Source organism: Thalassobellus sediminis (assembly GCF_044386045.1).
GTDB lineage: Bacteria > Bacteroidota > Bacteroidia > Flavobacteriales > Flavobacteriaceae > Thalassobellus > Thalassobellus sediminis.
This window is the reverse complement of sequence record NZ_JBISCD010000040.1, coordinates 1,175,299-1,190,995: the sequence shown is the minus strand read 5'-3', so window position 1 is coordinate 1,190,995 and position 15,697 is coordinate 1,175,299. Positions and strand designations below refer to the sequence as shown.

At 32.0% G+C, this 15,697-nt stretch carries 12 protein-coding genes; 2 read left to right on the top strand and 10 right to left on the bottom strand.

Annotated elements, in window-relative coordinates:
- Positions 1-22 precede the first annotated feature (22 nt).
- On the bottom strand, positions 23-169 hold the full coding sequence (locus ACH5TW_RS11755; protein WP_439336700.1) for a hypothetical protein: 147 nt from the start codon (positions 167-169) through the stop codon (positions 23-25).
- 350 nt (positions 170-519) lie between these two features.
- Entirely contained in the window at positions 520-1,527 is a 1,008-nt protein-coding gene (locus tag ACH5TW_RS11750; protein WP_439336699.1) for a LacI family DNA-binding transcriptional regulator, read from the bottom strand.
- A 207-nt stretch (positions 1,528-1,734) separates the two neighbouring features.
- Here ACH5TW_RS11750 and ACH5TW_RS11745 point away from each other — a divergent pair, with 207 nt between their 5' ends.
- Positions 1,735-2,535, top strand: a complete 801-nt coding sequence (locus tag ACH5TW_RS11745) for an HAD family hydrolase (RefSeq protein WP_439336698.1) — start codon at positions 1,735-1,737, stop codon at positions 2,533-2,535.
- An 81-nt stretch (positions 2,536-2,616) separates the two neighbouring features.
- Here ACH5TW_RS11745 and ACH5TW_RS11740 read toward each other — a convergent pair whose 3' ends face one another.
- Both ACH5TW_RS11740 and ACH5TW_RS11735 read right to left on the bottom strand, forming a co-directional pair.
- Positions 2,617-3,285, bottom strand: coding sequence for a bifunctional 4-hydroxy-2-oxoglutarate aldolase/2-dehydro-3-deoxy-phosphogluconate aldolase (locus tag ACH5TW_RS11740; protein WP_439336697.1), 669 nt, complete (start codon positions 3,283-3,285; stop codon positions 2,617-2,619).
- Positions 3,286-3,363: 78 nt separating this feature from the next.
- A complete protein-coding gene (locus ACH5TW_RS11735) occupies positions 3,364-4,404 on the bottom strand; it encodes a PfkB family carbohydrate kinase (RefSeq protein WP_439336696.1) in 1,041 nt (346 codons plus the stop codon).
- Positions 4,405-4,553: 149 nt separating this feature from the next.
- Here ACH5TW_RS11735 and ACH5TW_RS11730 point away from each other — a divergent pair, with 149 nt between their 5' ends.
- Positions 4,554-5,585 (top strand): LacI family DNA-binding transcriptional regulator, encoded by a 1,032-nt coding sequence (locus tag ACH5TW_RS11730; RefSeq protein ID WP_439336695.1) that lies wholly within the window; start codon positions 4,554-4,556, stop codon positions 5,583-5,585.
- Between the two features lie 296 nt (positions 5,586-5,881).
- Here the strand turns inward: ACH5TW_RS11730 and ACH5TW_RS11725 are convergent, their stop codons facing one another.
- The 6 genes from ACH5TW_RS11725 to ACH5TW_RS11700 form a co-directional block, all read right to left on the bottom strand.
- Entirely contained in the window at positions 5,882-6,205 is a 324-nt protein-coding gene (locus ACH5TW_RS11725; protein WP_439336694.1) for an EthD family reductase, read from the bottom strand.
- Between the two features lie 231 nt (positions 6,206-6,436).
- Complete coding sequence (locus ACH5TW_RS11720; protein WP_439336693.1) at positions 6,437-7,513, bottom strand: PKD domain-containing protein; 1,077 nt, start codon at positions 7,511-7,513, stop codon at positions 6,437-6,439.
- A gap of 44 nt (positions 7,514-7,557) precedes the next feature.
- On the bottom strand, positions 7,558-8,253 hold the full coding sequence (locus ACH5TW_RS11715) for a fibronectin type III domain-containing protein (RefSeq protein WP_439336692.1): 696 nt from the start codon (positions 8,251-8,253) through the stop codon (positions 7,558-7,560).
- 7 nt (positions 8,254-8,260) lie between these two features.
- Complete coding sequence (locus ACH5TW_RS11710; RefSeq protein WP_439336691.1) at positions 8,261-11,470, bottom strand: LamG-like jellyroll fold domain-containing protein; 3,210 nt, start codon at positions 11,468-11,470, stop codon at positions 8,261-8,263.
- A gap of 39 nt (positions 11,471-11,509) precedes the next feature.
- Positions 11,510-13,915, bottom strand: coding sequence for a glycoside hydrolase family 31 protein (locus ACH5TW_RS11705; protein ID WP_439336690.1), 2,406 nt, complete (start codon positions 13,913-13,915; stop codon positions 11,510-11,512).
- Between the two features lie 153 nt (positions 13,916-14,068).
- A complete protein-coding gene (locus tag ACH5TW_RS11700; RefSeq protein WP_439336689.1) occupies positions 14,069-15,694 on the bottom strand; it encodes a RagB/SusD family nutrient uptake outer membrane protein in 1,626 nt (541 codons plus the stop codon).
- Between the last annotated feature and the right edge of the window lie 3 nt (positions 15,695-15,697).

Genomic DNA, 15,697 nt, shown 5'->3' with positions numbered 1-15,697 from the left:
AATTTATTAAAAAATAAACAAATTATCTTTGTGGAGCATCACCTCCTTTATAATATGCTTGTGTATCTGGATTCTGCAATACATCATCTTCGTTTAAATCTTGTTTAGTACAAGAAGTTAATGATGCAAAAATAACTGCTACAATTAAGGTAAATTTTAGGGTTTTCATAATATTCAATTTTTAAGGTTAATTTATTTTTTCTAATATTTTTAAAATAATTATATCTAAGACCTTGAAATCAAAATCTTTGATAGAGGGAAAAAATGGATAATTAACTTAAAAATCGAACGCACAAAAACGCACAGATTTTTTTACTTTAAATTGAGGGATTCGACATCTCTGTCTATAAATGGATTAATTTTCTTTCGGAGCTGAGGGGAAAATGATTTGGATTGCTCGTTAAGAAGTACTAAATTAGGTTAAAGTGCTTACTAATGCATAATATTTTCGATGAAATACACTTTTTAACCGATTAAGTGCAAAATAACACTTTAAAACTGTTTATAACTTGTTAAAAACTATAACAGGGTTGATTTATTTTTAACTAAACTTGTTTTAACAATTATGGTTCTAACGTCTTCATTTAAATGCAAATTCTGTAATCTATTTATTAGCAATTGAGCCGCATTAGCTCCAATTAATTTGGCATGTTGACGTATTGTGGTTAATCTAGGTAGTGTGTGATTAGAATCTGATTTACTAGCAAACCCAATAACAGATATATGCTTAGGCACTTTTTTACCCAAGTTTACAGCAGAATTTATTGCAATTATACCAGAAGTACTATCGGCTGCTACAACACCATCGATTGTTTTGTTTTTCTTAAAAAAAGATTTAATTTTTTTCTGATGATCATCTTTCTTCTTTATTCTTAAAACCAAAGGTACTTGACCGCCATCTTCTAAAATAGCTTTATTATAACCTCGCTCTCTTAGTTTACCAACACTTAAATCATCAATATTACTTATAAAGACAATGTTTTTTCTATTTTCAAGCAATAAATCTTTTGTTGCATTATAGGTAGCATCAAAATCGTCAACAATCACTTTATCACACATAACATCATGTGCTACTCTGTCAAACATAACTATGGGTAAACCTTGACTAATAGTTTTCTTAAAATGATCTATTTCATTTTTAATCTGTGTTTCTTCTGAAACACATAAAATAAAGCCATCAACACTACCGCTTGCCAGTAATTGCAAACTTGTTTTTTCTTTTTCTAATGACTCATTAGAAATACAAGTAATAATATTATAACCCAATTTAGTTGCCTCTCTCTCTATACCAAAAAGAACTTTTGCTAAAAAATGATTAAGAATATTAGGAATAATAACACCTATAGTTTTTGTTTTATTCTGTTTTAAACTTAAAGCCATTCTATTAGGCGTATAGTTATATAATTCGGCAAGTTCTTTAACACGCTTAACGGTTTCTTCTCCAATTTCTTCACTATTATTTAAAGCTTTTGAAACTGTTGAGATAGAAACATTTAATTCCTTAGCAAGCTGTTTTAAAGTAACCATGTTCTGTATTTAGATAAATTAAAGTAAACGCAATTTACAAAAATCTCTTTTTGATTTTACTATGTTAAAAATAAGTTATCACAAGGTTTCTTTACAGAATAAATATTTTATTAAATATTATAAAAAATAATAGCATATTCTTAAATATAATTTAATGAATAAAAAGAATGAGAGTGGTATTTTTGTTTTTAATAAATTTAAAATTATATGGATTTTTCTAAAGTAAAACTTGTTGTTAGCGATATGGATGGCACCTTATTAAATAATAACAGTGAAGTAAGTAATAGATTTTTTAATCAGTTTGAAAAATTAAAGCAACGTAATATTCACTTTGTAGCTGCAAGCGGACGGCAATACCAAAGTATTTTAGAAAAATTAGACACTATAAAGCATGATATTTCTATAATTGCCGAAAATGGGGGCATCATGCAACATAACAATAGAACAAACATTCTTTTAAAGCTATCTTCAGAAAATGTATTAAAAACTATTAACACGTTAAGAACAATTGAAGGGTGTTATATTGTTTTATGCGGAAGAAAATCGGCTTACATAGAAACTAACGAACCTAATTTTATTTCAAAATTTAGTAAATATTATGCCGAATATAAAATTGTTGATGATTTAACAGAAGTAACAAACGACGATTTTTTAAAAATAGCAGTTTACCATTTTGAATCTTCTGAAACTTATATATTTCCACATTTAAAAGCATTAACAAACCAATTACAAATAATTGTATCTGGACAAAATTGGTTAGATATTTCACATGCTAATGCTAATAAAGGTTATGCTTTAAGTATGCTTCAAGAAAAAATGGGTATCCATAAAAATGAAACGATGGTTTTTGGCGATTATAATAACGATTTAGAAATGCTAAAACTTGCACATTTTAGTTTCGCCATGGAAAATGCACATCCAGACGTAAAAAAAATAGCTAATTTTGAAACTAAAAACAATTCGGAAGAAGGTGTAGAAACTATTCTTGAACAGCTTTTAGAGAGTTAGTATTTCTATAAAAATAAAAAAGCATTCTTTTTTCATTAACGAAAAAAGAATGCCTCACAAAATAAATATATAAACTACTAATTAACCTCTTACTTCTTTAACTATTGCTAAAGCAGCTTTAACATCTTTCTCTAATTTAGCGTAATCTTTATTCGCTATAATGTCTTTAGATATTAATTTAGATCCCATACCAACACAAGTAACACCAGCATCAAACCAACCTTTAAGGTTTTCTTTTGTTGGAGATACACCACCAGTAGGCATAACGCTTGTCCATGGTTGAGGACCTTTAATTCCTTTTACAAATTGAGGTCCGTAAATATCGCCAGGGAATAATTTAACAATCTCACATCCTAATTCTTCAGCACGTGTAATTTCTGTTAATGTACCACATCCTGGAGACCATAATACTTTTTTACGGTTACATGCAATTGCAATATCTTCTCTCAAAACAGGTGTTACAATAAAGTTTGCGCCTAAAGCCATGTATAATGATGCAGCTGCTCCATCTGTAACAGAACCAACACCCATAATCATACCTGGTAATTCTTTAATTGCATATTTAGTTAATTCACCAAAAACTTCATGAGCAAAATCACCACGAGCTGTAAACTCCATTAATCTTGCACCACCATCGTAACAAGCTTTTAATACTTGTTTACTTAATTCTATATCGTTGTGAAAAAACAAAGGAATCATTCCTGTGTCTTTCATGGCTTGAGCCACTTCTAATCTTGAAAATTGTGCCATTTTTATATTGTTTTTTGTTTAGCGGTTTATCATTGAATCGAAATACACAACTCAACGATAAACATATAAACGTATTTATTATCTTGCTACACGTCCAGATGCATCACCACCCATTAATTTCTCTACCTCAGCAACAGTTACTAAGTTAGCATCACCTTTAATAGTGTGTTTTAAACATGACGCTGCTACAGCAAAGTCTAATGCATTTTGATCATCTTCAGGGTACGTTAATAATCCGTAGATTAAACCTCCCATAAATGAATCTCCTCCACCTACTCTATCAACAATATCAGTAATTTGGTACTGACGTGTTTCAAACATTTTTATACCATCATATAATACACCAGCCCAAGTATTATGAGAAGCAGAAATAGAACCTCTTAAAGTTGTAATTACTTTTTTAGCTCTTGGGAATTTTTTCATCATTTGTTGACAAACAGATAAAAAAGCTTCAGCTTTTACATCATGACCTTGTGTTTGAACACTAATACCTTCTGGTTTAATTCCAAAGTGCATCTCTGCATCTTCTTCATTCCCTAAAATAACATCACAATAAGAAGTTAATTCAGTCATAATCGCTTCACGATCACCACCATACTTCCATAATTTAGCTCTATAATTTAAATCTGTAGAAATAGTAATTCCTTTAGCGCTAGCAGCTTTTACAGCTTCTAAACACACATCTGCAGAACTTTGAGAAATAGCTGGCGTAATACCTGTCCAGTGAAACCACTCTACACCTTCAAAAACAGAGTCCCAATCAACCATACCAGACTGAATATCAGCCATAGCAGAATTAGCTCTATCATAAACTACTTTACTACCTCTAGATACAGCACCAGTTTCAAGGAAATAAATACCTAAACGATCTCCACCCCATACAATTTTATCAACACCAACACCTCTTTTACGCATTTCCATCATAGCACACTCACCAATATCATTTTTTGGTAAACGGGTTACAAAATCACAAGATATTCCATAATTAGCTAATGAAACAGCTACGTTAGACTCTCCTCCTCCGTAAACAACATCAAAATTATTTGCTTGCGAAAATCTTAAAAATCCTTGAGGAGCTAATCTTAACATGATTTCCCCAAATGTTACTACTTTACTCATTTCTTAATTGTTATTTAGTTAATTTAATTTGCTTAAACGTTTAAGCAAATTTCTCAAATAAAATCAAAACCAATGAATACCTTATGGTTTTGATTATAAAAACTAAAACATTATATTTGCTTAAACGTTTAAGCAAATATATAAAAAAATTGAATAGAAAAAAGAAAACTACCATAAAAGATATTGCTAACGTATTAAATATATCTCCTGCAGCTGTTTCAAAAGCACTACATGACGACCCCAGAATAAGTGAAAAGACTAAAAAAGCTGTAAAACAAGTTGCTAAAAATTTAAATTACCAACCCAATCATTTAGCAAGTGCTTTACGTAAAGGAAAAAGCAAATTAGTAGGCGTTATTGTACCAAGAACTAATAGTAACTTTTTTTCTTCAGTTATTCAAAACATTGAAGAAGTCTTAAATAAAGAAGGCTACAATATAATTATTACACAATCTAACGAGTCTTATAAAAAAGAATGTAACAATATAGATACATTATTATTTACTCAAGTTGATGGCATAATTGCTTCCATGGCAAATGAAACTATTAATTTAGAATATTATGAAAAAATTAAATCTAAAGGCATTCCGTTAATTCTATTTGATCGTGGTGAAAATGATTTAAATGTTGACTATATAGGTATTAATGATTATGAAAGCAGTCATATTATTGTTGAACATTTAGTAAAACAAGGCTGTAAACGAATAGCTCATATTGGAGGATACAAACACACACGAATTTTTAATAATAGAATAAAAGGTTATATAGATGCTTTAAAGAAGCACCAATTACCCCTTGATGAAGAACTTCTTATTGAAAGCAGCCTTACTATTGAAGATGGCAGGCAAAAAATGACCAAATTGTTAGCTTTAAAAAACAGGCCAGATGCTGTTTATGTGGCTGGTGATTATGCAGCATTAGGCGCTTTGCAAATACTTAATGAAAAAAACATAAATATACCTAAAGACATTGCGCTAGTAGGTTTTGGTGACGAACCTTTTACAGCCATGGTTACACCAACTATAACGAGTATAAACCAGCACAGTGCTGAAATTGGTAAACAAGCAGCTAAAACCTTTTTAAACCACGCAAAAAAAACAACTTTAAAGCAAACACTAAATAAAATAATTTTAGATGCCGAATTAGTTATTAGAGATTCTTCAAACGTAACAAAACCTTAATTTTTTATATAAAAAAAAGCGTATATAAAATATACGCTTAGTTTGCTATTAATCGTTAAAAAGTTAAATTCTAACATTATAAGAAGAACAATATTACAAATATTACAAATATTAATATGTAACATTTGTTACACAGTAAAAACTTGCTAGTGAAAAAAAACACAACTTTAATTACAAAATGATAGAAGTCAATTTGAAATGTTAATGACTAAAAACAAAAAAGCATTCCTATTTTACAGAAAACAGGAATGCTTTATATTATTAAGTTTAACTCTTTTAAGTTTTAAAAGATATAATTATATCATTACTTCACTAATTTGAATAATGGGATTAATATTAGTGTAATTAGGTAAATCTCCCATAATTTGCTCTGTATTTGGTCCAAAAGATGTTTCAAAAGCTTCGATTGTTTCAAAATACAAATTCCCCATAGCTATATATGTAGCGGCTTCATTAGGAGCTCCGCCCCCTAAACCACTTTCTACTGTAGCACCTATAACTTCATCTCCTAACAAACCTGCTACCATTGGCACATGCTTATTGCAATAATAATCCATATCAAATGTTTTCCCTGTTTCATTAGGATATAACACACTTACTTTAATTGCTCCTTTTTTCATAATTGGTTGGTTTTAAATTATACTCAGTAAGGTAGTAATAAAATAACAAAACGGCTCTAAAACAAAAAAGCATCCCAATTTTCTAAAAAGAAAAAAGGAAAGCTTCTCATTGGTATACCAAATTTACTTTGGCAAACTACTTTCCCGAATTACTTCGGAAACAACACAACTTCTTTCTTATTGCAAAAAAAGCTCTAATTTCTTAGAGCTTTTTACTTTTATTAAATTTATTTAATCCATTTTTTCAAAAGAGATATCAGCCCAACTAATATTATAGGGTTGTCCAGAGCCACTTTTTAATACAATATAAATAGTTTGTGCAGTATCAAATGTAAACAGCTTATCTTCAGGAAAATTACCAGTAGTATCTACGTCTTGAAAATCATAAGTACCAACTTCTTTAGGGCTACCTTCCCATGTATTATACTTTACCTTAATTTCGTCACCACGATAAAACTCTACAAGTTCTTGGGGCATAACTGTACTAAAGAAGAGTTCTCCCCATACTTGATCGATTAGTGAATTGATAACAAAAGAACCGCTAAATTTATAAGTTCCAGCCTCAACTATTACTTCTTGAAAAATATGCGAACCAACAAAACCTCCATCACCCGAGAAGCTAACTGTATTACCATCTATATCTACATTTACACCTCCACCAGGTCGATCAGCTTGTATTGTCCAATTAGCAGCTTTAATTAAATTAGGATCATCAGCAGGCACAATACTTACTATTTTTGTTACTATAGCAGGTATTGTTCCTTCAATACCTCCTACAGTTAATGTTACAGTATAATCACCTATACCGTTATAAATGTGATTTGGGTTTTCATCAGCAGATGTATTACCATCACCAAAATCCCAAGCAAAAGTTTCTGCATTAGTAGTAGTACTTGTAAATAGTATTTCTAAAGAATTATCCTCATTAGCTACAAATGAAAAATCTGCTATGGGGTGAGGAATTGGCTTCTCTAAGGTTAACTCAAGAGTTTTTATAGCAGGAGTAGTTCCTTCTTTCCCTGTAGTTGTTAATGTTACTGTGTAACTTCCTGCATTAGCATAAGTGTATACTGGATTTGCTTCAGTAGAACTTTGACCATCACCAAAATCCCATTCAAAAGTCTCAGCAAAATTTGTGATACTATTAAAATTAACTGTTAAAGAATTTTCTATAGGCTCAAAAGAAAAATAGGCAGTAGAATTTGGTAAAGTTTTCTCTGGTAATTGAGACTCTTCACATCCAAAAACCAAGAATAACATTGTAATTGATGCTAAAACTCTCAAACAATCGTGTTTCATTTTTTTCATATTATTATATTTTATTTAAACATTCTATTTATAAATCTCAAACTTTAAATTTTTGTAAAACTCCATACTTGTCCAATGGTTGAACCTCCTTTGTTATCCTTAGCCACCACTTTCCAGTAATATGAATTTTTAGTATTTATTACAGCATCATATTTTACTTCGCTTAAATCTTTAGCTATTATTTGTAACGCAGCTTTATCGGTTCCAAAATAGATGTCGTAAATTAAAACATCATCATCGGCATCTTCTGCCGACCAATTTAATGTAACAGAATCTTCTGTTAGTTCTGAATTATTCTCGGGAAAAATTAGAGTAGGCGCAAAAGGTAAATAATTAGCTACAGCTTCATCTTCTGTATAAAAATTGTATACTTCAGAGTACTCACTAGAAGCATTTTTATTATCAATAGCCTTAACTCTCCAATAATACATCACACCTTTAAACAGCGATATATCTGATGTTATATTAGATGTTTTAAGTGTACTCACAATTTCTGTGAATGTATTATCTCTGGCAATTTGTATTTCGTAATTAACAATACCTCCTTCTGGATCTATAGCTGGATTCCATTGAAATTTTAAAATATTCTCTATACAAACCAAATTATTAGTTGGGTAAACTAATAGCGGTATTTCTGGAGCTATATTTTCATCTGGTGTAGTTGTTGCATCTTCTTCATCACTACCACAAGAGAAAAACAATATCATACAGAATATTAAAAGGGATATGTAGTCTTTCATAATAATTTTATTTTTTTATTAAACGTATGGTTTCTTCAGGATGAGTGCTCACTCTAACAAAGTAAATTCCTGCAGGTAGATTTTCTAGATTTAAAATTGCCTTACCATTTACAAGTTTATAATTAGCACTTGAAACCAAGACAGAACTCATATTATATACAGATAATTCTACAGAATTAGAATCGCTTGATATAAATACTTCACAACTTTCATCGAACGGATTAGGAAAAACTTTAAAGGTTAGTGGAGAAGTAATATTTTCGGAAAGCTTTCCTTCACACTCATTAACAGAATTAACTTCTAATAAATCACCATTTTCTACAGTAACATTAAAGTCTTTTTCGAAAGTCTCTAATTGCTTAATTCCATTAACTTTCACAATATAAGGAGTTGTACCCGAACTAATTTCGACATGCATTTTATTACCAGACTTTGAAAACTTACCCGTAATTGAATTACTAGCTAGTATATCTACTTCATAACACTGTTCAAAATCACTTACTAACGAAGTTAGACAAACATCGTATGTTCCTGGAGCCAAATCCTTAACTACTAATTTTTGATTTGTAAAATCATAACTCTCTGCATTAACAGTAACGATATGATTAGCTTCAACATTTGCAATAATGGTAATTTCACCATTATTTTTATTTAAACAAGTTTCGCCTTTACTACTTACAAGAACATTTACTTCAATTTTAGCAAGTTCAGCTACTTTTTCAGCAGATAGAGCATAATTATAAATTCTAAAATCTTCTACTCTACCATTAAATGGAATACCTGAATTTTGCCCACGTCCTATATAATTTAGTATAGGTTTAAAATCATTTGGGCTAATAGATATAGAAGTTGATTCATCTACCATTTTACCATTCACGTATAATACTGCATTATTATTACTTAAAGTAATAGCGACATGTGACCATTGTCCAATAGGTAATTCTGATGATGATAAACTTTGTTCGCTTCCACTATTTTTGAGGCCGAAATATAATCTAGAAGAAGCATTTGCTGGAGATAAATACATACTTTGATCTTCAATATTACCAAAATCAAAAATACGTCTATCTTTTCCACTGTCCTGACGGTAAACCCAAGTTGCTACAGTAATTTCCTGATGATTAGCAATTGTAGCAGGTAATTGAACAAAGTTATCTGAACCATTTAATTTTACAGCATTTAAAGTCGCTTTTCCTTCAATATATGACACATCGCCAAAAGCGGCACTGTGATTAAGGTTTATTGTCGCATCTTTCGTGTTTCCTTCAAAAGTATAATGCGCAACAAGATCTTCATCTCCTGAAGCAGTAGCAGAAACTTCATCTGAAAAACCAGAACGATTTAAAGAATTATCTTCTGCCATTACTTTATAATAATATGCATTACCAGTATCAATAGTATTGTCTATAAAAGCAGTAGTTGTTATATTTCTTGCTATGGTATTATAGTTTCCTCCAGCAGTATCTGCTCGTAAAACAATATAGCTAGCAAGATCTGATTCAGTATTTGCTGTCCATTCTAGTTTAACAGAAACTTTATTTGCAATAGCTTTAAGACTTGTTGGAGCAGTAGGCGCATCAAACTCTATAGGAGCATCTATGGGTAAAAAACGCCATTGCTGGTTAAAATTATTAGTTTTCTCATTCTGCACCATATTTCCGTCATTATTTATGGTAACACAATAAGAACTCTCTCTATTTCTTATATAAAACCACCCATTTTCTAAATATTCTAAATACCATTGTTGGTTCCCGGTATCAAATTTATCCCATAGCTGAATGTTTCCGCCATTTTCCAAAGAAAAACCGCTAACTTCCATAAATTTATTATTACCAGTCTCTGGAGAAATTCTCCAATAGCTAAAATCTCCACCTATTCTAGAATCAACAGGAGTGACCTTCCAATTTTGAGTAGAAGTCCCTGTATAGTTTCCTGATATTACGTTGGCTCCATTTGTTTCGGGAGTATCGCCCACTACAATTACCTGACCGCTTTCTCGATTAACGAGTTTATACAGGCCATCTATTACAGGTTGAATATCTTCACCCCATGTAACACTTATTACACGTTCAGCATTGGATTGCCCTTGTTGATAACCGGTTCCCCCAGGCATTTCTAACACAAATTCACGTTGAGGCCCATAACCATCGTAGTAAACCATTCTATCTTTTGAAACATAGTTGAAACTAGTGGTATTTGCCTGTCTTTCTGATGTCCCTCCAAAAGCCTGAACCTTTCCCTCTGGTGTACGATAGACTGCTGCGGCAGTCCATTTTGATCGGTGTTCAGCATAACCAATTCTTTCTCCATCAAAAGCTTTAACCATTTCGCCACGAGCATAATCTGCGGGTCCCCACCAGATTCCCATTTGCATGCCATATTCATAACCTACAAGAGCTTCCATGACATTGTGAAGTTCATCATTAGAAGCATGATCTCCATTGGCGCGCACCTGCTCGAAAAAATTTGCATAATTATCAAAAGAACCGGCTAATTGGTGCGTATTCCCTTCGTTAATACCAGATGATTTTAAAAATTCATACCATTCTAAAGCCTTATCAGTATTTAATGTATTTCCACCAGAAATACGCTTTCCATCAAAATAAGGGTCGTTTTTCATTTCTACAACAATGTCATAAAAATCTTGAATTGAGCCTTGCTCTGGACCTAAATCCGGTTCATTCATCGGCCCAATACTTATTACTGGAAAGCCTCTATCTTCAATTCTTTTAGCATTTGCTTTAAGTAAGTTTTTCCAATTAATCGCATTCTCAAAGAAATACGGATCAACAGAAATTGCATCAGAATTCATTACAATCTCAACATCTGGTGCTGCATAAGCCTCAACAATTCCTAGTCGAAAATTTAATGCGTCAATTTGTTCTTGCTGTAAATCTCCATCTATTAATGGATGTGTAGGCTGAAATGAAACTCGCGCTACATCAGTTTGATCTTTACCCATAAAACGAAGCGCTCTTCTAAAGTTTTCTCTACTAGGCCAAGCAAGGTCTGCTCCAAACTGTATCGTTTTTGATATTCCGGAGTCTGTCACGTCAAAGAGTACAATTCTGTCTGTTGAGGGCTGAGCAATAATATTATCACTAGTACTTGCTGTTTGCCCATATCCGTCTATTAAAAACAAAGAACAGCTTATAATTAAAATCAGTTTTATTATTGATTTTAAACTATGGATTTGATAAAATCTAGGTATGGTCATATTTCATAGATTATTTAATATATATATCGTAAAAGGTTGTTACTTAATTCGCATTGTTTTAGATTTACCTTTATATAAGAAGCACTTTTTAGATGCTTTAGGATAAATCCCAGAGGAATTTTCACCCTTTACTATTAAAATTTCAAATTCAATATTTTTCGGTAATCCTTTAAAATTTCCTTTGCGCTCACCTATAGTTAATTTGTTTTTAGAATCATCCCATAAAAATTCTATTGTGGCATACGAACCCTCTTCATAATTGTAATTATCACGTTCATCGTCATAATATGTAAATTGAGCATCCTTACCAGGATATATACGAATCTCTATAGGGCCTTTTTTCTCATTTGCATATTGTACTTTAGGACCAAAAGGAATTATGGAACCTGCCTTTATGAATAAAGGCATAATATCTATAGGCACTTCTTTCTCAACTTCTTGCCCGCCTTTTAATTTCTCACCAGTCCAGAAGTCAATCCAATCTGTAGAATCTGGCAAATAAACCTTTCTACTGCCTATTTTTTCGAATGTCGCTAGAGAATCCTCATTTCCTTCGGTATATAAAGCTTCAGTAACTGGAGCCACAAGAATAGATTTCCCAAACATAAACTCATCATTAAGGTCAAGTGCTTTTGTGTCTTTTGAGAAGTCCATAAACAAAGGCCTCATCATTGTTGATGCATTTGAGGTTACCTGCCAAGAATTTGAATAAATATAAGGCAGCAATCTGTATCGTAGATTTATAAATTTTTCTACTGCATCAAAATTCCAGTCTCCTCGATTTCCTAATTGGTATATTTCTCTTGGTGTTGTGGTACCATGTGAGCGCATCATAGGAGTAAAAGCTCCATATTGTACCCACCTGACATATAATTCCTGAAAAGAAGGATTTTTTATACCTTTTGGATATTTCCAAGTGAAAAAGCCTCCTATATCTGTATTCCAATATGGTATACCTGCTGATACAAAATTAAGTCCTGCTGAAATCTGTTTTTCTAGTGTTTCCCAACTTGAAACAATATCACCAGACCATGAATTTGCTGCATATCGTTGTTGACCAACAAAAGCAGAACGTGTTAATATAAATACACGTTTATCTGAAGTTGTTTCTCTTTGATGATCATAAACACCACCCACTGTCATTAATGGGAATGCGTTACGCACTTTTCTAAAAGACCCTAAATGTGTTTGAACATCAAAGTCTTTATCTTTAATGTTTAAATGATCTGGCTCTGTAGAGTCTAACCACCAACCATCAACTCCTTTTGAAAAAATTCCTTTATTTAAATAATCCCAATAAATATCACGGGCTTCAGGATTGTAAGGGTCATAAACTCTCACTCCAGAAATGGGGTCTCCTGGTTTAGCAGGCCAATAATTCACAGCCCTTTCTGGATATGTTGTAAAATCTAGCAACATATTTTTATCCTTCAATATTTTGAATGGTTCTGTCTTAGGTCCGAAAGAAGCCCATACAGAAATGATAATATGAGCATTTAAATCGTGTATTTGTTCTGTGAATTTTACAGGATCTGGAAATGTAGGGTTACCAAAAGTCATCCCATTCCAATGGTAATTATCGCCCCAATATTGCCAATCTTGAATAATACCATCTATTGGTACTCCAAGGTCTCTATATTTTTTTACAACCCCAACTGTTTCTTCTTGGCTTTCATAACGTTCTTTACTTTGCCAATAACCAAACGTCCAGTAAGGCATCATAGGCGCTTGCCCTGTAAGCGCTCTAATTTGTGCAACAACACCATCAGCATTTTTACCATACATAAAGTAATAATCAATTAAATCACCTACTTCTGACTCAAAAGAAGTTACGCTAGCATCATCAAAAAAGGTTGTTGGCGCATAATTATCCCAAAAAACACCATAACCTTTATTAGACTGAATAATAGGAACAGCTGTTTCTAAATTGTCCTGTCTCATAAACAACTCCTGATTTCTTTGAGACATTTTACCTTCTTGAAATTGTCCTAAACCATAAATATGTTCATTGTTGTCGAGCTGAAATTCTTGTTTTATTCTGAATGTTTTTTCATTAACATCCATTCTTGGATATAAATGACTTCCATTAAGCTTTTCATTTAACAATACATTTCCATTTTTATCAAGGAATACTAATTTTCCTGAAGATAAATCTAGATTTACCGCTAAAGACTCTGAAGAAATCTGAACAATAGTATCACCTATTTCTTTTATACTTCTTAATGTTGTTTGAGGATTAGCTATAACTGAAAGACTTTTCTTTTCAAAATCAAATCCTTTTTTAGATTTTAAAACACGAATAGATTTGGAAGAATAAAATTGCAACTCAATCTCAAAAGAGTCAACCTCAGCTTTTAACCCGAGTTCTGTTTTTGTGTACGATTTCTGCGCATGAATAGTACCAATAGAAATAAGAAATAAGAATAGAAAAACTTTAAACTGCATAATTTTTTTAGTAACGATAAAATTAGAAGTGAAATAGTAATTTATTAAACTATTTTTTACTAATTGTTTATATCTAGTGTTAACTACCTGATGATCTTAAAAGCATCAGGTAGTGTTTAATTTATTTAGGTGAATTGAACAAAACTAGGAATATCAATATCCTGGGTTTTGATCTAAATTTGTATTATTATTTAAGGCTTGTTGTGGAATAGGAAAAAGAATTCTGTGATTTCCTGTAGGAGCATGAGAAAACCAAGATTTGACTGTAAACACTCCAAATCTTATCATATCTTGCCTACGATGACCTTCTTGATTAAACTCCCATGCCAATTCGTCAAGAAAACGACCAAAAGGAATATCGCTTCCACCTTCATTTGTTGTATTGTTTTCGTCTCTTAAACCATAATCATAAATAGCACCTCCTAAAAGCTCTGCTCCTGTTACAATAGCTTTATCAGGATTAGATTTAAAGGCTCTTTCTCTAACTTGTGTAACAATATCTGCTGCATCACCTTCACGATTCGTTCTTAAAAGACTTTCGGCTTTCATCATTAACACATCTGCATATCTAAAAACAGGAAAATCGTTATTTAAAATATTAGTACTTCCCTTTTCAATTTCAAATTTCCCAAAACGATATCCGTGAATTGATTCTGACCTATCAACACTTGGAATTTCATTTATATAATTAAGAGGATCTCCACTAAATGAACCAAATTGAACGTCTAGCATTTCTCCTGAAGACGCATATTGCTGCCCATAAATAAAATTGTTAGTTAGTCTACTGTCTTCAGAATCAAACGAGCTAATAAACTGTGGAATAGCAGCCATACCTCCCCAAGGCGTTAATTCTAAATCATAAGTTGCTTGATTGGCAGGCTGTAGGGTTTGCAAATGCAAATCAAATGTATTCCAAGATGTCGTATAATTATCATCAATTGCTAAAGCAAAAATAATTTCTTTAGAGTTTTGATTTTCTGTAACAAATACATTTTTCTGATTAGGTTCAAGAATATAGCTTCCTGAGTTAATTACTTCCTGACATGCATCTATACACTTTTGCCATTGTGGAGTCCCGCTATAAATTTCTGCATTTAAATATACTTTAGCTAATAAAGAATACCCTGCCCACTTATTAAATCTTCCATACATTTCTGCGCTCGAATCTTCAAGAAGATCATCTAGACTTTCCGTAATTTCAGTAACTACGAAGTCATAAACTTCACTGCGAGTAGATTGCTCTGGTAAAAACCCGTCTGGAACATCAAATTGTGTAACGATAGGCACATTACCATATAAATCTAATAATAAGTAATAGTAAGAAGCACGTAACACCCGTAATTCTGCTATTGAAGAGGCTAATTGTTCTTCCTTAAGTGGCACATACCCAGACTCAATTTGAAATATAATTTTATTACAATTCGTAATTCCGTTATAAGTTCTTGACCAACCTTGATTTACAGGATCATCGTCAGCTGTCCATCTGTGTTGATGTAAACGTTTGTAAACTCCACCGTCAACCCATCCATTAGGACGCGCTGGAATAACAACCTCATCGGCCGTTACTTCTTGAGATCTCCATATACCATTCCATAGTAAAATCGTATTTCTCCAATCTACATAAGCAGAACTAACTAAGGCTGCTATATCGCTTGACGTTGGTGTAAACTCATCTGCTATCAGGTCTCTATAATTTGTATCTTCAAGACTTGTACAAGATGCTATTAGTAACAATACTGATAACATCGTAATTTTATATAAATTCTTAATATTTTTCATCAC

Excerpts from the sequence above, each read along its gene's own strand:
- ACH5TW_RS11735 (WP_439336696.1), bottom strand. The coding sequence starts at position 4,404 with ATGAGTAAAGTAGTAACATTTGGGGAAATCATGTTAAGATTAGCTCCT.
- ACH5TW_RS11705 (WP_439336690.1), bottom strand. The coding sequence starts at position 13,915 with ATGCAGTTTAAAGTTTTTCTATTCTTATTTCTTATTTCTATTGGTACT.
- ACH5TW_RS11740 (WP_439336697.1), bottom strand. The coding sequence starts at position 3,285 with ATGGCACAATTTTCAAGATTAGAAGTGGCTCAAGCCATGAAAGACACA.
- ACH5TW_RS11715 (WP_439336692.1), bottom strand. The coding sequence starts at position 8,253 with ATGAAAGACTACATATCCCTTTTAATATTCTGTATGATATTGTTTTTC.
- ACH5TW_RS11755 (WP_439336700.1), bottom strand. The coding sequence starts at position 169 with ATGAAAACCCTAAAATTTACCTTAATTGTAGCAGTTATTTTTGCATCA.
- ACH5TW_RS11710 (WP_439336691.1), bottom strand. The coding sequence starts at position 11,470 with ATGACCATACCTAGATTTTATCAAATCCATAGTTTAAAATCAATAATA.
- ACH5TW_RS11725 (WP_439336694.1), bottom strand. The coding sequence starts at position 6,205 with ATGAAAAAAGGAGCAATTAAAGTAAGTGTGTTATATCCTAATGAAACA.
- ACH5TW_RS11750 (WP_439336699.1), bottom strand. The coding sequence starts at position 1,527 with ATGGTTACTTTAAAACAGCTTGCTAAGGAATTAAATGTTTCTATCTCA.
- ACH5TW_RS11745 (WP_439336698.1), top strand. The coding sequence starts at position 1,735 with ATGGATTTTTCTAAAGTAAAACTTGTTGTTAGCGATATGGATGGCACC.
- ACH5TW_RS11720 (WP_439336693.1), bottom strand. The coding sequence starts at position 7,513 with ATGAAAAAAATGAAACACGATTGTTTGAGAGTTTTAGCATCAATTACA.
- ACH5TW_RS11700 (WP_439336689.1), bottom strand. The coding sequence starts at position 15,694 with ATGAAAAATATTAAGAATTTATATAAAATTACGATGTTATCAGTATTG.